Annotated in this window: 17 protein-coding genes; 4 read left to right on the top strand and 13 right to left on the bottom strand. The window is 49.6% G+C overall.

Annotation, left to right across the window (positions count from 1 at the left end):
* On the top strand, nucleotides 1-981 hold the full coding sequence (locus KTO58_RS05045; RefSeq protein ID WP_095840436.1) for a glycosyltransferase family 2 protein: 981 nt from the start codon (nucleotides 1-3) through the stop codon (nucleotides 979-981).
* Between the two features lie 8 nt (nucleotides 982-989).
* A complete protein-coding gene (locus tag KTO58_RS05040) occupies nucleotides 990-1,976 on the top strand; it encodes a glycosyltransferase family 9 protein (protein WP_095841703.1) in 987 nt (328 codons plus the stop codon).
* On the opposite strand, the gene KTO58_RS05035 is transcribed toward KTO58_RS05040, so the two are convergent.
* Genes KTO58_RS05035 through KTO58_RS05015 form a run of 5 tightly spaced genes read right to left on the bottom strand, consistent with a single transcriptional unit; the run spans nucleotide 1,947 to nucleotide 8,126 of the window.
* The gene (locus tag KTO58_RS05035) at nucleotides 1,947-3,110 is read right to left on the bottom strand and encodes a glycosyltransferase family 9 protein (RefSeq protein ID WP_095840437.1); all 1,164 of its coding nucleotides are present in this window, start codon (nucleotides 3,108-3,110) and stop codon (nucleotides 1,947-1,949) included. The genes KTO58_RS05040 and KTO58_RS05035 overlap by 30 nt on opposite strands.
* Nucleotides 3,111-3,115: 5 nt before the next feature.
* The gene (locus KTO58_RS05030) at nucleotides 3,116-4,600 is read right to left on the bottom strand and encodes a PfkB family carbohydrate kinase (RefSeq protein ID WP_198315018.1); all 1,485 of its coding nucleotides are present in this window, start codon (nucleotides 4,598-4,600) and stop codon (nucleotides 3,116-3,118) included.
* Nucleotides 4,581-5,168, bottom strand: coding sequence for a D-glycero-alpha-D-manno-heptose-1,7-bisphosphate 7-phosphatase (locus KTO58_RS05025; protein WP_095841704.1), 588 nt, complete (start codon nucleotides 5,166-5,168; stop codon nucleotides 4,581-4,583). Before KTO58_RS05025 ends, KTO58_RS05030 begins: the two co-directional genes overlap by 20 nt.
* 31 nt (nucleotides 5,169-5,199) lie before the next feature.
* Nucleotides 5,200-7,131, bottom strand: a complete 1,932-nt coding sequence (locus KTO58_RS05020; RefSeq protein ID WP_095840439.1) for a glycosyltransferase — start codon at nucleotides 7,129-7,131, stop codon at nucleotides 5,200-5,202.
* Complete coding sequence (locus KTO58_RS05015) at nucleotides 7,128-8,126, bottom strand: glycosyltransferase family 4 protein (protein ID WP_095840440.1); 999 nt, start codon at nucleotides 8,124-8,126, stop codon at nucleotides 7,128-7,130. The genes KTO58_RS05020 and KTO58_RS05015 overlap by 4 nt, the downstream gene beginning before the upstream one ends.
* 398 nt (nucleotides 8,127-8,524) lie before the next feature.
* Here KTO58_RS05015 and KTO58_RS05010 point away from each other — a divergent pair, with 398 nt between their 5' ends.
* Nucleotides 8,525-8,764, top strand: coding sequence for a hypothetical protein (locus tag KTO58_RS05010; protein ID WP_095840441.1), 240 nt, complete (start codon nucleotides 8,525-8,527; stop codon nucleotides 8,762-8,764).
* Between the two features lie 64 nt (nucleotides 8,765-8,828).
* On the opposite strand, the gene KTO58_RS05005 is transcribed toward KTO58_RS05010, so the two are convergent.
* The 3 genes from KTO58_RS05005 to KTO58_RS04995 form a co-directional block, all read right to left on the bottom strand.
* Entirely contained in the window at nucleotides 8,829-9,872 is a 1,044-nt protein-coding gene (locus KTO58_RS05005; RefSeq protein ID WP_198315019.1) for a sensor histidine kinase, read from the bottom strand.
* A 211-nt stretch (nucleotides 9,873-10,083) separates the two neighbouring features.
* Nucleotides 10,084-12,147, bottom strand: coding sequence for an ATP-binding protein (locus KTO58_RS05000; RefSeq protein ID WP_095840443.1), 2,064 nt, complete (start codon nucleotides 12,145-12,147; stop codon nucleotides 10,084-10,086).
* A 235-nt stretch (nucleotides 12,148-12,382) separates the two neighbouring features.
* Nucleotides 12,383-13,141, bottom strand: coding sequence for a DeoR/GlpR family DNA-binding transcription regulator (locus KTO58_RS04995; protein ID WP_095840444.1), 759 nt, complete (start codon nucleotides 13,139-13,141; stop codon nucleotides 12,383-12,385).
* Between the two features lie 53 nt (nucleotides 13,142-13,194).
* Here KTO58_RS04995 and nudK point away from each other — a divergent pair, with 53 nt between their 5' ends.
* A complete protein-coding gene (nudK, locus tag KTO58_RS04990) occupies nucleotides 13,195-13,773 on the top strand; it encodes a GDP-mannose pyrophosphatase NudK (protein ID WP_095840445.1) in 579 nt (192 codons plus the stop codon).
* Nucleotides 13,774-14,199: 426 nt separating this feature from the next.
* Here nudK and KTO58_RS04985 read toward each other — a convergent pair whose 3' ends face one another.
* The 5 genes from KTO58_RS04985 to KTO58_RS04965 form a co-directional block, all read right to left on the bottom strand.
* Nucleotides 14,200-15,039, bottom strand: a complete 840-nt coding sequence (locus KTO58_RS04985) for an AraC family transcriptional regulator (RefSeq protein ID WP_095840446.1) — start codon at nucleotides 15,037-15,039, stop codon at nucleotides 14,200-14,202.
* A gap of 244 nt (nucleotides 15,040-15,283) precedes the next feature.
* Entirely contained in the window at nucleotides 15,284-15,544 is a 261-nt protein-coding gene (locus KTO58_RS04980) for an SDR family oxidoreductase (RefSeq protein ID WP_225860063.1), read from the bottom strand.
* A gap of 37 nt (nucleotides 15,545-15,581) precedes the next feature.
* A complete protein-coding gene (locus tag KTO58_RS04975; protein ID WP_095840447.1) occupies nucleotides 15,582-16,322 on the bottom strand; it encodes an SDR family oxidoreductase in 741 nt (246 codons plus the stop codon).
* A gap of 93 nt (nucleotides 16,323-16,415) precedes the next feature.
* Nucleotides 16,416-17,363, bottom strand: coding sequence for an AraC family transcriptional regulator (locus KTO58_RS04970; protein WP_095840448.1), 948 nt, complete (start codon nucleotides 17,361-17,363; stop codon nucleotides 16,416-16,418).
* 92 nt (nucleotides 17,364-17,455) lie between these two features.
* On the bottom strand, nucleotides 17,456-20,884 hold the full coding sequence (locus KTO58_RS04965) for a glycosyl hydrolase (protein ID WP_095840449.1): 3,429 nt from the start codon (nucleotides 20,882-20,884) through the stop codon (nucleotides 17,456-17,458).
* Nucleotides 20,885-20,898 lie beyond the last annotated feature (14 nt).

Here is a 20,898-nt window from a genome sequence, read left to right as displayed (position 1 = left end):
ATGGCTATCTCTATTTCGGTTATTGTACCTACTTATAAGCGGCCCCGTTTGCTGATGCAATGTCTACAGGCACTGGCCGCCCAGGATTTTGACAAGTCTGCCTTTGAAGTGATTATTGTTAGCGATGGTCCTGATACACTGGCTAAGCAGCTGGTATTATCCTGGAAACATTCAGGGGTGTTGCAGGTGGAGTACCTACCGCTACCGGCAAAGCGAGGCCCTGCTGCGGCCCGCAACCTGGGTTGGCAGCGTGCGAGAGGCACACTGATTGCGTTCACCGATGACGATTGTCAGCCTGACATACACTGGTTGCAACAGTTATGGTCTACTCATATTCATTACCAGTCGGCACCTTTACAGGCTTATACCGGCCGTATCATTGTGCCCATGCCGGAGGAGCTGACAGATTTTGCATTAAATACAGCTCAGTTGGAACAAGCAGATTTTGTAACGGCTAATTGTGCCTGTACGAGGGAGGCGCTGTTATTGACCGGTGGATTTGACGAGCGTTTTGCGATGGCCTGGCGGGAAGACAGTGATCTGGAGTTCAAACTGATCGATCATGATATCTGTGTTATACACGTATCGGATGCTATTGTGGTACACCCGGTACGTGCGGCCACCTGGGGTGTCAGTCTCCGGGAGCAGCGGAAGTGCATGTTCAATGCACTCCTGTATAAAAAGTTTCCGGTGCTTTACCGTACCAAGATCGCGCAGTGGCCACCCAAGGATTACTATTTGATGATTGCCAGTTTTATGGTGTTGTTACTGGGGGTAGTGACAGGGCAGCTTTGGGTAGCATTAGGGGCGATGATGTTATGGTTGTTACTACTTGTATTGTTTATTCGCCGCCGCCTGGCTGTGACTTCCAGGCGTCCTTCCCATGTATTTGAAATGATCATTACGTCGACTCTTATTCCTTTTCTTTCTGTTTACTGGAATTGGTATGGAGCCTGGCGTTATAAAGTACTTTTTATTTGATGCTTGTTATGTTGTTATTACCTGTTACCCATATACGTAAAATAATCGTATTCCGTGCGCTGCAGCTGGGAGACATGCTATGTTCGGTGCCTGCGTTCCGGGCACTGCGGCTGGCCTACCCGGATGCGCATATTACGCTGGCTGGTTTACCATGGGCTGCGGACTTTGTGCGTCGCTTTGGTGCTTACCTGGATGATTTTGTGCATTTTCCGGGTTATCCGGGGTTACCGGAGCAGGAAGTAAATGTCGGTAGCGCAGTGCAGTTTATTGAGACGATACAGGAAGGTCGATTTGATCTGGCCTTACAGTTACAAGGTAACGGGAATATTGTCAATCCGATGATCGCTTTATGGGGCGCCAGATATACGGCCGGGTTCCGCTGCCGGGGTGATTATTGTCCGGATGAGCGGTTATTCATTGAATATCCGGAAGGCATACACGAGATACAGCGGCACCTGCAGCTGATGGCGCATTTGGGTATTTCCGCGAATGGGGAGGGCCTTGAGTTTCCGATTGGTGAGGAAGAACGTGCAGCCTTTCATCAGCTGTCATTACCACTGGTGCGCGGGCGTTATATCTGTGTGCATCCCGGATCGAGAGGTAACTACCGGCAGTGGCCGCCCGCATTTTTTGCCACTACGGCTGATTACATGGCCCGAGAGGGGTGGACAATTGTATTGACAGGGACTGCGGAGGAAAGGCCATTGACGGAAAAGGTGGCCGGTTTGATGCAATATCCTGCGCTCAATGTAGCCGGGCGAACTACATTAGGCAGCCTGGCTGTGCTGATAGCGGAAGCCCGGGCTTTATTGTCGAATTGTACCGGCGTGTCTCATATGGCAGCGGCCTTACGTACGCCTAGTCTAATCATCAGTATGGATGGGGAACCTGAGCGCTGGGGTCCGCTGGATCAGACACGTCATACGACAATTGACTGGTTGCAGCATCCGGAACTGGACACTGTTTTAATGGCTGCAGAACATCTCATCGGATGAGGAACGTATATTACCATCCTTTTCCACAGGCAGGGTGATGCCCAGTAAACGTGCTATTGCGCTGGCAATATTACTCATGCTAACAGGGGTACCGGAGGTATCTTCCATGATCCGCATGCCGTAGCGTACCACTTCATTATTACTTTCCTGCCCTTTTTTAACCGGAAAATAGAGGACTTCATTGGGTACCATCCAAGGGGTATGCTGTGGGTTGGTCATGGCATAGAGTACGACAACAGGCGTACCGGTAGCAGCTGCAATATGTACCATTCCGGTATTGACAGACAACAGTAAGGGGCTTAGCCGGATCAGCATCGTGAGTTGTGTGAGATCGCAGCAGCCCGCCAGCGATACCGCACCAGGGCCAATGCCATTGCAGATGGCGTCTATCTGTTTACTTTCAGCAGTAGTACCGGTGAACAACAGCTGGCAGGATAGTTCTTCTACCAGGAATTTACCAATGGCTATCCAATCATTTACAGGGTATGCCCGCCTATATTCACTTACCCCGGTATGTACCAGTATCCAATGTCTGTATGACGACGGCTGCAGGTGTTCTTTCATCAACCGGACGGCATTTCTGCCTGCCGCTGCGTTAAGACTCAACCGCAAATGTTCATCGTCGATACTTGCGCCTATCTCTCCTACCAGGTCGAGGTCTCTTCGTACCTGGTGGCGGATAAAGGTATAAGGTTCTTTTTCGGGGATCCAATGTGTCAACAAATCATAAGGATTTTCTCTGCAATAGGCTAATCTTAACGGAATATCCGCCAGGTAAGCGAGCATGATAGCAGGCATTGGATTCTGGCTATATACGGTGAAGATGACAGCCCCATCGAAATGCCTGGAAGCCAGTGTGCTTACCATTTCCTGAAAGGCATCGGCGCCTGTAGGATAGTCATGTTTTGCCCAGGGGACATCAAATGGAATGACATCATCAATGACAGCCATCAGTGATGTGATACGTGCAGCTGCTGTTGAAGTCAATACGGTGATCTTACAACCCAGATAATTCTTCAGCGCCCGTATTGCCGGTTCGCTCATTAAAATATCTCCGATATTGTCGGGACGTATACACAGAATATGTTTACAATGCCTCCAGGACGGCGTTGCTATGTCTTTTGATGTTATCATATGCGTTATCTTTCAATCAGCTGTTGCAACGGTTGATTGTTGATCTGCCGGATAATGATAGATGTAGAGCGGCCGGGCACCAATGGGAGAAAAACCATTGCTGTGCCCAACGACTCTAGCAGGGATGCTTCCGGCAGGTTATCGCGGTTATAGTCGCCTCCTTTTGCAAAGACATCCGGGCAGACGATACGGATAAGCGAAGCAGGGGTATCGTCTGTTTCGTTTCCGAAGGGTATTACGTAGTTCACTGCGGAGAGGCCTGCCAGTACCTGTATCCTGTCGGGCAACTGATTGACAGGCCGTTCGCTTCCTTTGAGGCGTCGGATACTCTCGTCGTTGTTGATGCCAACGATGAGTATATCTCCCAGCTGCCGTGCACGTTCCAGATAACTCACGTGACCGCTATGCAGTATATCAAAGCAACCATTGGTAAATACGATCTTTTTACCCTGGGCTTTGTGCAGTTCGCATACATATTGCAGTTGTTCCATATCGTTCACCAGTTTTTCGCTCATGGAGAAATAGGCGATCAATTCCTTTTGGTTGCAACAGGCCGTCAGTTGTTTATTCACTGCTACCGCTGCTGCTGCGCCGGCTATTTCTGCTGCAATCTGTATGGTAGCTCCGGACAGCATGCTGAGGGTGAATGCGCTGATGTAAGTATCTCCTGCGCCTGATACGTTCGGATGTGAGATCTGCGGGGCATCGATAGCGAATTTAGCGACCCCTTCTTCGAGGATGACAGCACCATCCTGATCGAGCGTGACTGCGGTGATGGCAGCTTGCGTCTGGTCGTAAATACTTTGGGCCTCTTGCCTGATGAATTGTTGCCTGTCAGCCATCGCTGTTTCCGTATTTAGTAACTGTAAGACCTCGGGATAATTGGGTTTGGTGAGAGAGGGCTGCAGACGTTTAAATGCTGCCAGCTGTTTGGAGTCTATTGCTATAAACGGCCGGTGTTGTGCAATCAGTTCTTCCAGCAGCCGGATCAGTTCCGGGGTGAACATTCCTTTGTTGTAGTCTGCAATCAGTATAGCATCAAAATGATGCCAGGTGTTGCTAAGCCAGGCTTTCAGGCGATCATTATCGGCGGGGCAAGCTACTGTTTCCGTACCTGCGTCATACCTGGCCAGTATCCGGTCATTGGCCATGATCCTTGTTTTTACTATGGTCTCACGATCGGGGCATGCTATTAGTGAGGCGGTGATACCCAATTCGGTTAGCTGCTGGTTGGCTAGGCATGCGTCCGCATCTTCGCCGACGAGGCTGCAGCAGGTGACTGTGGCTCCCATTAAGCGGAGGTTAGCGGCTGCATTGCCGGCGCCGCCCAATACGGTTTGCCTGTTAGCTACATTCACGACGGGTACGGGTGCATCCGGTGATAAGCGGGTAGTGCTGCCTTTAAGATAAATATCCAGGATCAGGTCACCGATTACGAGTACCTTTTGTTGTCGAAAGCGATGGATGATATCATAGTATGTCTGATTCATAATCGTAGGTTTTAGCGACCATCTGTATATAGGCTGCTGCTTCCTGCAGGTTATCCGCGAAGAAATCGGGTATGCGGTAGTCATTTAGCAACCATTCTGTTTCGTTACCATTGTCGATCAGGATGCTGCGACAACCGGCCCGATGCCCGGCTTCCACATCGTTGAGTATGTCGCCGATCATCCAGGATGCTTCTAAATCTATGTTCAGCACGCTGGCTGCTTGCAGCAAAAGGCCAGGAGCTGGTTTACGGCAATAGCAGCTTTTAGTATAAGCCGCAATCTTTCCTTTTGGATCGTGCGGGCAATAGAAGAAGCCGTCCAGCCGGATCTCTACTTCTGCTAATAATTCGTTGATGCGTTGTTCTACTCCTGCGAGCTGCTGTTCCTGAATGACACCTTTGGCTATGCCTCCCTGGTTGGAGATGATGACTAGCAGGAAGCCTGCTTTTTTCAGCAGTTGCAGCGCTTTTTCAGCCCCTTCTTCCAGGACGATCCTGTTAGGATCGATATTGTATGGTACATCAACGATGAGTGTTCCATCTTTATCCAGGAATACGGCTTTATTCATATCAGTCAGTATAAGATCTGTTTCATCCAGGTCAGCGAAGTACGGCTTCGGCACCATTGATCCGGGGGGTGTGCTGTGTATTTGCAGGTATTGTACCAGGTAGTAATTCTGTCTGCGTACGACCGCTACACAGTCTGTTTTCCAACAGCATGCCCAGGGTATGCAACAGATGCAAGTGCATTTCTTCGATGAGCTGTACATTACCGAAAGGCACCAATAACGGTACATCTGCGTATTCTATTGCCTCTCCCCCATCCTTGCCCAGTAATGCTACACAGGACATGCGTTGCCTGCGGGCCATTTCCATTGCTTTGACGATATTACCCGGCTGGCCATCCATGCTCAGGCAAAGCAATACATCTCCTTTTTGTCCCAATGCCTCCACTTGCCTGGCGAGTGCATCGCGGGTAGTATTATCATAGTCATACAACGGTGCTGCCGGTCCTGTGATGGCGCCACTTAGTACGATCACCGGTAACGCTGGTCCAGCCATTGTATCCATCCGTCCGGAGAGAAAGGATATGAATTGCTGTATTTGCATGTAGCTGTTACCGTTACCACAAATCAATACCTTTTTGCCTTGTTGCAGACTTTTGCAGATTACATGGGTTGCATTACGGATGGGCAGGCGCAGCTGTTTACGGCACACGGAGATCATATTAGCGGCATCTTCAAAAGCAGCATCTATGAGAGAGAATTCTTCAAGCACATTGTCTACAGCATCTGATTGTTCTTCTGCCAGTATACGTTCGTAAAGTGTGCTGACCATGTTAGCTACCTGCTGCCAGGTGAATAAAGCATTCACCCGTTTAATGGCTTCCCGGGACATACTGTTGAGCAATGCTTTGTCTGTGATGAGGCTGTTGATCTTTATGGCCAGTGCTTCGGGATCATTCGGAGGAACGAGATACCCGGTTTTTCCGTCGACCACGCTGTATTTGATACCTCCGACGTCGGCCCCTATCACAGGTGTACCGCAAGCCATGGCTTCCAGCGGTGTGATACCAAAAGGTTCATACCAGGGAGTGGTGATAAAGAGGTCTGCTGCTGCATAGTAGTATTTGATCTCTTCCCGGCTTTTTCTTCCGGCGAAAGTGACACGAGCGGTAACGCCTAAGTCTTTTGCCAGCTGTTTCAGGCGGCATATTTCCGGATGATGCCCATTTGCGGATACGGTAGCTTCGCCACCTACTACTATCAGTCTTACATTAGCCCCTGTATATTTAATATGTTTCAACGCATGGATCACATTATCGATGCCTTTTCTAGGCACCATTCTGCCCAGCTGGAGCAGGATGATCTCTTCGGCCGGGAGGCGGAGCATACGGCGGGCCAACAGTTTGTCTATCGGGTATAGTTCTTCCGGATTAAATCCACAAGGTATTACTGTGATCTTATCTTCTGGCGCCATATAGAAACCCATCAAGTCATCTTTATCCTGTGGACACTCTGCGATGATCTGGTCTGCTTCCCGTATAGCTGTTTCTTCTATACCAATCCTTTCTGGCGGGAACCGGTCTTGTTCTCCCTGGTGGAGGCGACGTACATGCCCCAGTGCATGGAAAGTAACGACAAAGGGAAGATGTAATTTCTTTTTCAATGCGGCAGCCACCAGTGCTGACATAAAGAAGTTGGCATGTACCAGTTTGTAGGATATATTTTCAGTACGTATAAAGCTGATCATGTTGTCAGTAAACTCCTGCATGAAGGGAAGCAGGTCTTCCTTTGCTACTGTGGTCCGGGGGCCGGCGTCGATGTGGATGATGCGTACACCATTGATCCATTGCAGCCGTTGAGGTAAGTGCGGATTTTCCCAGCGGGTGAAAACGTCTATTTCATATCCTTTCCTGACGAGGTGTTTGGCGAGTTCGCCTACATAAACGTTTTGTCCGCCGGTATCTACTCCCCCTAATGCGGCTAGAGGAGAGGCATGGTCACTGATAAATGCGATGCGTTTTTTCATACAGATAGTGTTGTTAATTGATGAGAAACATGCTGTAACTGACGGTGGATGACGGAAGTAAAGACGGTGTGCCAGTCCTTCACAAAACGTTCTATATTGAAGCGTTCCCTGGCGGAGATTTGCCCGGCCTCTCCGATGCGGCGGGCTAGCTGTTGATCCTCCAAGAGGATTTTCATTTTATCTACAAGATAGCGGAGGTTTGTATGTATAAATCCGGTATACCCATTATCAATGACGGTGGCCAGTTCTGTAGTGGCGAGGCCTACGACAGGTAGTCCACTGATCATGGCTTCACATACTGACAGGCCCAGGCTGGTATGGCGTGCCGGATGAAAGTAGAACCGGTAGCGGCTTCTGAATTCCGGCAACTGAGGGTGCAACACTTCTCCCAGGCCATCCTGTTCAGTTCCCATGCCAACGAGGTCGAGTGGTATTACTTTACTTATCTCCCGGAATATGTCCCATCCCAGTATGCGACCTCTTTGACGCAGGTGATTGATGATAACGAGCCCTCTTGGTGTTTCTCCTGTGTAAGGCATAGCCGAATCTGTTACTCCATGCTCGATGACGACGGAACACTGATCGTTGTTGTTCCACATCAGGTGATTGTAATATGTGACATGTACTAATAGTATGTCCGGGTCGGTGAGTACGTGGCGTGTGAGGGCAGCTTCTCCAGGAGGTGCATTGTGCTCCAGATAAATGCGTGGCAGGCTTTGCTGTGCCAGGGAAAGTATCTCATACTGGTCTACCAGGTAGTTTTGTTCGCATTGAAAGAGGATACAGTCAAAATCCATGTCCCTGACAGCATCGGCAGGTATCTCATGCACGTTGACTCCAAAAGGAAAAGTGTTGCCACGTCCGTAGTATCCCGAGGAGCGTTGTTCGTTGACAGGGATGTATATATCATATTTTCCCTGTGACAGGTAATACAGGTAGCTCCCGTGAATATGCCAGGTAAACACCTTTAGCCGGTGAACAGGTGCTGTGCTCATAGATGAAATGTGCTTAATGGTAATAATGATTGAGTTGCGTCCTTGAGTAACAATGTTCAATTATAAAACCAAATGTTTATTACCTGCCTGCGGGAGAAAAAAGGACGTGTTTGCTGAAAGGAAAGGAAACGCTTATCAGCAGCGCTTCTACGAACCAATACTGTAAAAGAATACAGCATTTCAAGCACATCAATACGTTAAAAAAAATCCCGGCGATTTTCTTACTCACAAACGGCAGTGCGTTCTACAACTGCGTTGTACGGCAGAGGACGTATGGTGGCTAATTTAAGTGGACAAAAAAATTTCCTATTGGAGAAGATGCCATGTGTGTAATACTGGCATAGAAATGTGTATGATATGTTCAGTTATCCATTTGATCACTTTTAAAATTTACGATCATGAATATGCTTAACAATCCGGAGCACAAAGAAGGGCCTGTTACCAAGGCGATAGAAAAACAAACGGCAAAACTGCCGTCGGATACCTTTTTATGGGCTGCGTTGGCGGCGATGGGGATATCGTTGACATTGCAATGCTTGAAGAAAAAACATACGAGTCTTTTTCTGGGGCAATGGGCAGCGCCTTTTTTACTGATGGGTATTTACAATAAGATTGTGAAGGTAGAAGGTCACGATTAATCTTATTTTTTATAGCCTTCTGACGAGTGCAAGGAGGTCTGTGGCTTGGGGCTGCAGGCCTTTTTTATGCGATATCACATTCGATGGAGATGCTGGTACCAGCTCCTGGTTGGGACTGAAATTCGATATTCCCGTTGAGGTAGGCTACTCTCGCGCGTATACTTGCCAGGCCGGTACCTGCTGCCTGACTGCTGTGCAGGGGTTCGAAGCCTTTTCCATTGTCTTCGACGGTGAGATAGAGACGGGGGCCGGATTGCTGCAATTGGACCAAGATATTGGAGGCCCCTGCGTATTTCAGGGCGTTGCTGACCAGCTCCTGAACAATGCGGTACAATACGGTTTGTCTGGTTATGTTGAGGCTTTCTGTATAATTGTATACCTGACAGGTAATATTCACTTCGGTAGTTGTCAAGGCACGGCAATAGTCCATAATAGCTTCCTGCAGGCCATATTGAATGAGTACATCGGGCATCATATTGCGAGCGATGGATCTCAATTCATCCATGGCATTGTCCATGCGGCACATGGTCTGTTTTACGAGTGCCAGTTGAGGGCCATCCTGGAGGAAGGAAGCAATACCGGATAGTTGTAGTTTGATGCCTGACAAGAGGCCACCCAGGCTATCATGCAGGTCGCGGGCCAGCTGGCTGCGTTCTCGTTCCTGGCCTTCCAGCATTGCCGACAGCTGGTAGATGCGTTGTTCCTGGTAGCGAGTATCTTCTTCCAGCTGTACCAATCGTTTCTTTTTGACGGTCCAGCGGCGGCCGTGACGGTAGTAGACGCTGGCAAGCAGTGCTACCAGCAGGAGTATGATTCCCAGGAGTAGCCAGAGCCAGTTGATAAGCTGATGTTTTACCAGGAGCAGTTCTTGTTTTTCTGCTTCGTAGGTAATCCGGGATCTATTTGCGGCGCTCTCTTTCCAGCGCATATTTTCATCCTGTGAGAGATCGGCCAGGTAGGTATAGTTGGAGATATAGGGAGACGGCACCTCAGCAGTTTGCTTTATTGAGGTAACCGGAGGGGTGACAGTTTTGGCTATGCTGTATGTATTCAGCGGCATCAGCCAACAGCAGCTGTGTAATACATACAGGAATATAGCCTTCCCCATAAGTTTTATGCGTTCGTTAACAGGTATCATTTTGTTCAGGCTCACCAGATCAGATTGCGCTTATTGATGTACACAATTGGTCATGTAATTTGCCTATTAAAATGGCGGTTTCCTATCCCTGAAATCCGGTAAATAGCAAGGATGGGGAGCGAAAAAGGCCAGCGGTGCGGAAACCAACAAATAACCACTACATCAGTATACGGTAATCCCACTACGCAAACTCACACTCCATGAAGACAGCGGTACCGTTACCTGGTTGAGAGTCGATATTTATTTTGCCGTTGAGGAATGCAGTACGTGCGTAGATGTTATTCAAGCCTGTGCTGCCGATGTTGCTACTGGCGGCTTTTACATCAAAGCCGACGCCATTATCTTCTACGGTAAGGAATAAACGATTATCTGTTTGCTGTAGTTGCACCAATATTTGAGAAGCGCTGGCGTATTTGACGGCATTATTTACCAGTTCCTGCATGATGCGGTATACGACGGTTTGGGTGGAGCGGTTGTCATTGTCTTTGTAGTTAAACACCTGACAGGTGATGGCGGTGCCCGGGGCTTTGAGTGCGCGGCAGTATTCCTGTACGGCTTCTCCCAGGCCATAACGCAGGAGTATTTCCGGCATCATATTGCGGGCTACGCGACGCAGTTCGTCGATGGCGTTATCCATATGCCGGGCGATTTTTTGCAGGAGTGATTGTTCGCCTGGTTGTGTGAGTACGCGGGACATGTCTGCCAGTTGCAATTTTACGGCGGACAGCAGACCACCCAGCCCATCATGGAGATCGCGGGCGAGGCGGGTGCGTTCCTGTTCCTGTCCATCGAGCATGGCAGAGAGCAGGGATATACGATGTTCCTGTTTAACACGGTCGAGTTCCAACTGGTGTAGTCGTTGCTGATGGAATAGCAGTTTTCGGCTGTTACGGTAGAAGAGGAATATGAATATCACTATCAGTAGCAGGGCGATAGCGATCATAGTTAACAGCCAGACGAACAGGCGATGTTTATCCAGGATCAGGGAGGTACGTTCGTTATCGTGCTGTAACTGTTGTATTTGTCTTTCTTTGCGATCTGACTGGTATTTTGCATCCAGGTCCAATACCATCCGGGCGGTTGCTGCCCGTTGTATGCTATCGGACAGCGTGATATAATCCTGCAGGTCACCAGCAGCTTTGGCGTATAGTCCCAGTTTATTTTCCGAAGCCGCTCTCAGGCGGAGTACATCCAGGATGAAGGGGCCTTCTTTTATCTGCCGGGATAGCGGGTATGCTTCATTCATGAGGGTAAGGGCATCCTGGTGTTGATTGGTTTTTTGCCAGGTAGTGGCGAGGCCCAGCATGTTATTGAGTACATCCCAGCTGAGGTCCATTCTTTGCGCCAGTGCCAGTCCTTGCCGGAATGCGGTGGTGGCAGCGGTATTTTCCCCGAGCCGGTATTTGTATTTGCCTAGCGCGTAATAATAGGCGGACCATATTGGCAAGGTATCTTTTATCTGATCGAGGTGTTGGCGGGCTTGCTGCAGGCGGGTGTCCAATCCGTTGACGCTATCCATTTCCGCCATAGCGGTGGCGAGGCCTATTTCTGCTTTTGCCAGGGAATGGGGGCTGGCATCGGCTGCTTTCATGTAGCTGATAGACCTGAGGAAGTAGGGAATGGACTGGCGGAATTCGAGCAGGCTGGTATAGTTGCTGGCCAGGTCGTTATAGAGATGGATAAGATGAGAGGTATCGCGTACGGATTCTACTTTGGGAATGAGTTCGAGGTATTCATGGGTCCAGCCTCTGTTGTCGCCATTGAGCAGTTTACGATAGGCGAGATTGGCGGCTGCACGGTAGTATATGCGTTTCCCTTCGCGGGAGGTGTCTTTATTTAACAAGGTCATTGCGAGCCGGTTTACGGAGTCGCTTTGATCATGTTCATCCCGTTCCATATACCATCCCGACATGGACAGGTATATCCTACCGCTGAGGCGAGGATTGTATTTACGCGACAGTTGCTGCGCCTGCTGAAAATACTGCATGACCTTAATGCTGTCTTTCGCTTCAAGGCGATTAGCGACCTGCATGCTCAGGTAGGCTCGGATGCTATCATTCTTTTCGGTGCTAAGCCGTTTCATAATATTTTCCAGCTCACCTCCGGGTTGCTGGGCATGTATGGATGGAACAGCTGTCAGCAGGCATAGTAGCCATAGCATTAATGTCTTAGCTGACAGCTGGATATGCTGTCTGGATATGTTCATAATAGACTGTTCTCCTTCGGTATGTGGCCTTTTCTGCATGTTGCAGGAATATCTGACCGGTTGCTGACAGCGAAGATAGTTGATGCCTATGAAATATGGGGTAGTTATTGAGTGGGCGCGGTGATAAAAACGAGAGCTACCGGCGGTATGGAGCACTATCCGGTGGCCTTTGTCTGCTGGCTTGTGTGAGGATTAAAGCCCATGGTGTCGCACCAGCATGTAGGCGAAGATGGAAGATGTAACAGGTAGGCAATATTATTTCAGTATGCCATTATCAGGATAATATGTTGACTTTTCCGGATCGCAGGATCTTACGTTGTTGTGTGGAGAGGGAGGCATCGCTGATGAGGTGATGGATAAGGTGCAGCGGTGCAAATGCAAAGTAGCTGTCTTTACCGATTTTGGAGGCATCGCAGAGGAGGAATACCTGATCGGCGTTAACGGCCATGGCTTTGCTCATGGAGGCTTCTTTTTCGCTGTTGGCGGAGAGTCCTTTGGCTATGGAGAGGCCATCAGTGCCGATGAAGGCTTTTTGTGCGTGATAGCTGTTGATATGTTGTATTGCTTGCTGACCGTGGATGGCACGACGATCGCGGTCCAGCTCCCCTCCTGCCAGGTTAATCATTATCTGGGGAGTATCCATGAAAGCGGCCATTACGGGGAGGGAGTTGGTGATGATGCGCAGGTTTTTAATTTTTTTCAGGTGTTCGCACATGGCGAATACGGTGCTACCGCAATCCAGGAATATGGTATCTCCTTCCTGTACGTGTGTGGCTGCCAATTTACCAATCTCTTCTTTGGCGGCGGCGGCGACTTTGCTTTTATCTGCGAAGGCGGTGAAGGCGATATGCTGATCGTGTTTCATTGCGCCACCATGCGTACGAAGAAGTAGTCCTTCTTCTGCCATTTGTTGCAGGTCGCGGCGAATGGTGACGGGTGATATGTCGAGTAGTGCGGAGAGCTCCTGTACTTCGAGGTGGGTATGATCTGCGAGTGCCTGTAATATTTTCAGTTTTCTATCCGGGTAAGCCATTTTTCTTTACATTTGATCAAAACAATCAAAAACGATCAAATATAATCATTATTATGGAAATGAATGTTCTTATCAAGTCGACAGAGATATTATCAGACAATTGGTATGTATTGAAGAAGATCACTTATGACTACCGGAAGAAGAGCGGGCATTGGGAGACACAGGTGCGGGAAGCGTATGACCGGGGGAATGGGGCGGTGATATTATTGTACAACGAGGAGCGGGGTACGGTGGTATTGACGCAGCAGTTCCGGCTGCCGACATTTATCAACGGTAATGAGGGGGGTATGTTGATAGAAGCCTGTGCGGGGTTGTTGGATAAGGATAGTCCGGAGGATTGTATCCGGCGGGAGGCGGAGGAGGAAACGGGTTACCAGGTGCGGGAGGTGCGGAAGGTATTTGAGGCGTATATGTCGCCGGGATCGGTAACGGAGTTATTGTATTTTTTTGTGGCGGCGTATACGGATGATATGCAGGTACACGGAGGTGGTGGGTTGGCACATGAGCAGGAGGAGATTACGGTGTTAGAGCTACCTATTGTGCGAGCGATGGCGATGGTGGAAAATGGGGAGATACGGGATGGTAAGACGATATTATTGTTGCAATATGTGTGTTTGCACGGGCTGCTGTAGGGCATTGTAAAAAGCTCACCGATGCAGGTGCTTCGATGAGCTATAGGCGGAAAGAAAGGTTACCTGTCCGTGATACACCCTATTGATTGTTCTTCCCCAAAGAAGGTCAGTACAAAAAATCAGCAAGTGTCCGCAGACACTTGCTGAGAGGCTAAATGGATAAACAGACTAAGAGCAATTGGATGAATGCAAATTATTTGCACCCGTTGTCCCTGTATTTGTGTCAATTAGAAGCTGGCAACAGGGTTGGACCAGTTTTTTCCTCCATATCTATAGAGGTGTCAAAGAGTTTCTAAGTGGCATACGAATGCTAGTCGCTGCCCGACAGATTGCATCTTGCGATGGTTCAATTGATTCGTTGTTACAAAAATATGTTAGTGTATTTCTGTCGAATAGTACAAAAACGACATTTTTAGAAAAGGGTTGTTATTCTATGAGCCGGTGAAGGCGGATGGTGTTCATGAGTTCTTCTTCATGGATGAATGAAGGTGTGATACCGGCGAATTTTTTGAAGTCGCGGATGAAGTGCATCTGATCATAGTATCCGCTTCGGTGTGCGATGGCGGTCCAGGTGAGTTCCGGATGAAACTCTTTTAGTTTATAGGCTCTGCCGAAGCGGACGAGCCGGGCGTATTGTTTGGGTGGCATGCCTAGTCTTTCCAGGCATTTGCGTTCGAACTGGCGATTGCTCAGACAGGACAGGTTGGCGATATGATCGATAGCGGCATTACCGCCGGTATCTACCAGTTCGGCGATCGCCATATCGATGGGCAGGCAAGGTTTGAGGCGATCAAGTTTACGAAGGAGATATTGTTGGAGGATGAGGAACATGTTGTCCCAGTCTTCCATGGAATCGCGGAGGCGGTTATTGAGTTCTTCAATTTCATTACCCAGTATCAGGGTGGTATCGACGTCGAGGTCGTACATTTCGGGGAGTGGGATATTGAAGAGACGGAACATACCGCTGGGAGTGAATGCTACGCCTATAGCGAGGTGTTTGCTACCCATGTCAAGTGTTACGGACTTATCCAGTGGGCCAACGCTGACGCTGGTAGGTCTGGTATCGTAGGTATTGCCCTGTGATTCTCTTAATATTTTGATGGGATCGTCGAGGTAAAACATCATATATCGCTGATGAGTGGGAACGAACCTATAAATATTCGAGAGTGCCCCGGCGGTAAAATCGGGACGGTAGATAGTGACATAAGAGATGTATTCCCTCAACGCGGGATGAGGATTATACTTTTTCATTCTAACGGTAGACATAACGATTATGTATCAATAAGGCATCAAACACTTTCTTCTATAAGCAAACATTCATGTATCAACATATGAACAGTTGCTACTTCAGGCTAACCCGGGGAGTACAGTCGTCCCCATTGTGAAAGGTAAAAATACGATTATTTATCGTTAGTGTCATTATGCCAATGACGGCAGTCTACTGTTATACTACAGCGGGCGCACGGTGGCGTCCGCTGTGGTGCTTTGTTTCCTGAATATTATGTAATCATTAATTGGTGGCCGCGCCATTGACGAGCTGATGTTGTCCAGACACGAAAGAGGACAGGTCGCTGGCGAAGAATTCAGCTATATTGGGAACGTCTTCTACTTCTGCGAGGCGGCCCATGGGGCAGCTATCGAGTAGTTGGTTGCGTAGTTCCGGATAGGCGTCGGGGTCAGTAAATATACCGGCGTGATCGACGGCGAACGGAATGATAGTGTTAACGGTAACGCCTCTATGACCGATCTCTTTAGCCAGGACATCCATCATGTATATATATTTTATGAGGGGAAAGAGGGGCCAGGCATTATGCCATAGCACCATTGACGCCGATATTCTGGCCACTGATCCATTTAGCATCATCGCTGACGAGGAAGGTCACTACTTTGGCGATATCATCTGGATCGCCTATACGATTAAAGGCAGATTGAGCGGCGAGGCGCTGGATGGTTTCTTCGGATTTACCATTGGTGAATAGTTCTGTGTTGGTCGGGCCAGGAGAAACGGTATTGACATTGATACCTCTGGGCCCCAGTTCTTTAGCGAATACGCGGGTGAATTGTTCTACCGCTGCTTTGGTGGCGCCATAGGTGGCATATCCTGGCACCATGAGGCGGCTGACAGAGGTCGCGAAGTTGATAATGGTACCATTATCTGCCAGGCGGGTAGCTGCTATGCGTAAGGTATTGAAGGTGCCTTTTACATTGATCGCGAACTGGCGATCGAAGTCTTCATCGGTAGTATCTTTTAGCGGTTTGATGATCATGATACCTGCGTTGTTGAGGAGGACATCTACTTTGCCATATTTATCAATAGCGGCGTCGAATAATTTTTCGGCATCGGTGGGTTTGCTGACATCGGCTTGTACGGCAATGGCGTTGCCTCCGGCGGCGGTGATGTCTGCTACTACCTGTTCTGCAGCTGCCTGTCCGCCGGCATAGTTTACGATCACGTTGGCACCAGCGGCGGCTAGTTGGGTGGCGATGGTGGCACCGATACCTCTTGAGGAGCCGGTTACGATAATCACTTTTCCATTTAAGTTGCTCATACTACATTTGTTTTTGTGTGTTTAATGACAATACAAAGGTGGCATGAAGGCGTCGCAAAAAAGTACGTTTATTACAGTATTAATTACAAATATTTAAGGTTCGGTCTTTTGTTGTTTGCGATAGGCCAGTGGGGTGAAGCCGGTATATTTCTTATAATAGTTACTGAAGTGAGCCGCTTCGGTGAAGCCGAGGCGGTCGGCTATCTCCTTGACGGACAATGCGGCGTGTTGTAGTAAGGCGCTGGCTTCGACCACTGTTTTTTCGCTGATCCAGGTGGCGATGGGTTTGCCTGTTTTGCTTTTTATGACATTGCTGAGGTAGGTCGGATGCAGATGTTGTAACCTAGCATAGTCCTGTGCACGATAAGGTTTATCTACTTTGCCGGCAACGAGGTCGCGGTAGTGTTCTTCCAGATTTCGTTTGAATTGTTTGACGATCTGGGAGCTTCTGTTCCCTTCATAGATCGGGTTATAATCTTCCCAGAAGTATTCTTTGATCCTTAGCAGTATTACTACAAACAGGCTGCCGATGATGCGGTATTTGTAGGGAGAGGAAGAGTGGTAGGCTTTTTCTATCTGCAGGTACAGCTCTTCGAACTCTGCAAATGCTTCGAGCGGCAATGTGCGTGGGGGTACGGTTTCTGCCAGCAGGAAGGGGAATTCGCGGAAGATGTTTGGGTGCACGTTCTCTTTGAGGAATGCTTCATTAAGGGTGACCAGGTAGACTTCTTTCAGCGTTTTCCATTCGAAGGATTTGAAATGGCCCGGGTTGGTAAAATAGATAGTACCGGGTGTGGTATTGAATTGTTTATCGTCGGCGGTGTATCTCCCCTGTCCATTTTTTACGAATACGAAAGAGTAGAAGTTGACGCGGTATACTTCGGAGCGATAGGGCAGTTTGTGGTGTACGTCGGCGATGTTGTGAATGGTAAAAGCATTCTTTTCGTCGATGATATCGACGGGAAGTCCCATATAGTGATACTGATCTACCAGGTGGTTGAACAGCAATACTTTTCCTGTATGTCCGTTAGTCTGTGACATGGAGCTTCATTTACATAGCCGGTACCAAAGCTAATGATATATACGCATAAAAAGGAGCAGGCTCCCGGAATGTCCGGGAGCCTGGGAAGGGGTTATTGCTGGTGTGGTGCGACGATCAGTTTCGTGGTACCATTGTCTGTACGGATAAGGTATATGCCATCTTTGAGTGTGGATATATCGACGGTGGTGGCGCCTGCTTCGAGTCGGCCGGCTTGTACCCGGCGGCCGTTGAGGTCGGTGATGGTGTATACTGTACGATTTGGTGTGTTAACCCTGATCCAGTTCCTGGCGGGATTAGGATAGATGGCGGTATTGTTTTCCGGTGTCCATTTCCGTTCCAGGTTATCTTCTGCCGGTGCGGCGATTATTTCTCTTGCTTCCGTGTTAGCGGCCGCTTTTCCACAAATCTCCAGTTCGTAGAGAGAATAGCCCCAGGGGGTATTACGGCTGACGCCCTGCATCCGGATATAGCGCCAGGTGCCGTTGAGGTTATCTGTGAGGTCGGTACGATTGCCGGTGGGCATATTTGTACGGACGGCGATGGTATCCCAGCGTGTGCTATCGCGGCTGCCGAGGAGGTAGTAGCTTTTGGCGTTGGCTACTTCCCAGGACAAGGTGATCTTGTTGACGGAGGTGAGTACGCCCAGATCTACGGTAAGTAATTGCGGATCGGTGAACAGGCTTTCCCATCGGGAGCCAGCGTTGCCATCGATGGCAGCATCGGGATTGCCGGAGGTGGCAGATGCTTTTACCGGGCTTACTCCATAGCAGCCGGTAGGTTGCTGACCGGAGGAGGGCAATGTAGGATAGGTTAACAGGGTGCGGGCAGGTACGGAGAAAGAAGCTACCTGGGCGCCAGCTGCGTTGTAAATGATACAGGTCTTAGCGGCGCCGGTGGGGTTGTATGCCACGGCATAGCTAAAGTTGCCATTTCGTTCGAAGACGCTGCTGGAGGGGAAGTTAGTCCGGAAATTATTGGAGAAGGCGCCCAAGTTCTGGTTAGCATGGGCGTAGTAGTAGGTCATGCCGGCCACTTCGTAATCCATGATGTATTTAGGATTTGCCGGTGGCAGCTGGAGGTTGGCAGCCATGAAGGCGGTCACATAGCGCGGGTCGAAGAGCTGGCGGAAACCAAGTGCAACATGTGCCCAGTCGTCGCCGAAATCCAGTTCGCTAGTATGGCCATCGATGGCGGCGGATTCGCGGAGCATGTCGCTGTATTCTCGTTTGGCCCAGGTGCTGTCTATTGCCAGATATCTGAAACCAGGGTTTACCGGCAGGTACTGGATACCATGGATGTGTACGGGGCTTGCGCTGAAGTAGGTACCATATGCGAAGCCCTGATTGGACAGTATGCCTACTACGTTGTGGGCATATGCCGGTGGGAGGTTGCGTTCTTTCCAGTCGAACCAGTATTCGAGGGTAGCGTATGCTTCGCTGATGTAGCCGAAGGCGCCGGCATCGCGGATGGCTTCGTCGTCGATGAGGTCACCGAAGAGGAACAGACCGATCCAGGACTGCATGGCTTCGGAGGTGGATTCCTGGTTATTGCCGGTGGAGGAGCTGGTGCCTCCGGCGTAGCTATGGCCGATCCAAGGATCGAAGGTGCGGAAGAAAGGCAGGAAGTTGTCGTTACGATCCCAGTTGGCATATTGTTTTGCCACCAGTTTGATCATGTCTTTATACTGGGTAACAAAATCGGGATCGGTCATACCATAAAGGGCACAAGCCAGTATGAGGTAACCATAGTGGAAATGGTTGTCGGTAAACTGGGCGGAGCCATAGGATTCGTTGAAGCCGACGATAGCTCCCCAGCGGTCATAGCGGGCGAAAAACTTCTCTTGTTCTCCTGGTGTATAGGTCAGCCAGTTGACTAAGGCTTCGCGGGTTTTGGTTTTAAGGGCCTGGTAGGACTGGTGGTTGAGTTCTTTGGCCATGAGTGTGTACTTGGCGTAGTTGACCAGGTCTTTTCCACCCCAGTAGGTATCACCGCCGTAGCCTTGTTTTTTAGAGAATTTAGTCAGGAGGTCGAACATGGCGTTCGCGTTGTAGGGACTGGCATCTGCTGCGTTACGATAGGGAGCGGTGTAGTTAGGCAGTATGCCGTTGAAGTTGTAGGTGAATGCGAAGCTATTGCCTGTTGCAGTCCTGAGCTTACCGCGTGGGGATACATAATCATATGGCATGAAGGCCACACTATGGGTGGTATTCTGGTAGAGATGCGGCAGGAATCCCTGGATAGTAGGGCCGGCCGGTTGCCCTTTGAGGTTGGCGGTTGTCACGTTCCAGTTGACGTATACTTTCCCGGCGCCGGCGTTGTAGTCGTATGTTACCTGTGTGTTGACCGGTCTGTTGAATGCGTATGTTTCGTAGGTGGTAAGCTGTTGGGGGGCAGGAAGTGCGGATATGACAAAGTAGGTATTTCCATTATTGGTATTGAGTACGAGTCTTTCCTGCTGGCTGCCGTCGGAAGCCCATCGAGTGCCGGTATTGCCATCATTGACGTTGGCGGCGGCGAAGGGGGCTTGTACAGAAGATACCTGTATGGGTTTATTGACAGACAATACGGTATTGCCGTTGAGTACGGACATTTCCCAGAGGGAGTAGGCGAAGATGGTACCTCTTTCGGCGAGTTGGAGCCGTACATATCTGCCGGAGGTATTGAGGGAGATGTTATCGAGGTTACCATCGCCGGTGGTGGTAGCAAAGACGGTATTCCAGGAGGTGTTATTGGCCGATACCTGTATGGCATAACCGGAGGCGAAGGCTGCTTCCCAGTTGAGTTGTACGGAGGTGATGGGTTGAACGCTACCGAGGTCGATCTGTACGAATTGCTGTCCCTGTATTTCGGCCCTGCTGGTACCATCGAGGTGGATACCCAGGTATCTGCCGTCGGTGCGAACTACGAAAGAGCGGGTGGTGGGGAACTGTACGGGGGCCCCTGTTTCCGTGAGGTAGGAAGCACCTTTTTCGAAGGAGAATTCGGGGTTGACACCCTGACTTTGTGCCCAGATGAAGGGAATACCATGTGCGATGGTATAGTCGATATTCTTATTGTGTATGCTATCGGGCATACCCATTACTACGGCCCAGTCGGACCAATCTTTGGCGATGGCTTTATCGGGGGTGTATCCGGCGGCGCCTATCTTCATGTATCCGCCATAAGCCATATTGGATCCATCGGGGACGAAGCTATTGGGGAAATAGACCCTGGCGCCATCGGGTTCGGGATCGGCTACGAGGGGGTATGCCCATAGCAGGCCGCCATAGCGTTCGATGATAAGGTCTGTCCACCAATCGTTGGTGGGGATGGGTTTTCCTTTTTTGTTTTCTGCGACGTAGATGGGGTTATTGAAGACGAAGGGATAGAGATCGCCCTGGCCGTCGTTGTTCCAGTCGATATTTTCCGATGCGGGAGGGAATGATGCGTAGCTGCCGGCTCCTACTTTTACGGCAGTCTGGGCGTACGTGGACAGGGGACACATAGCGAGGGCTATGACCCAAGAGAATAGGCCTTTCATAATTGAACGTGGGG

It is taken from the genome of Chitinophaga pendula, assembly GCF_020386615.1.
Classification (GTDB): Bacteria; Bacteroidota; Bacteroidia; order Chitinophagales; family Chitinophagaceae; genus Chitinophaga; species Chitinophaga pendula.
Note: the sequence above shows the minus strand (reverse complement) of the source record. Positions and strands in the feature narration are given on the sequence as shown.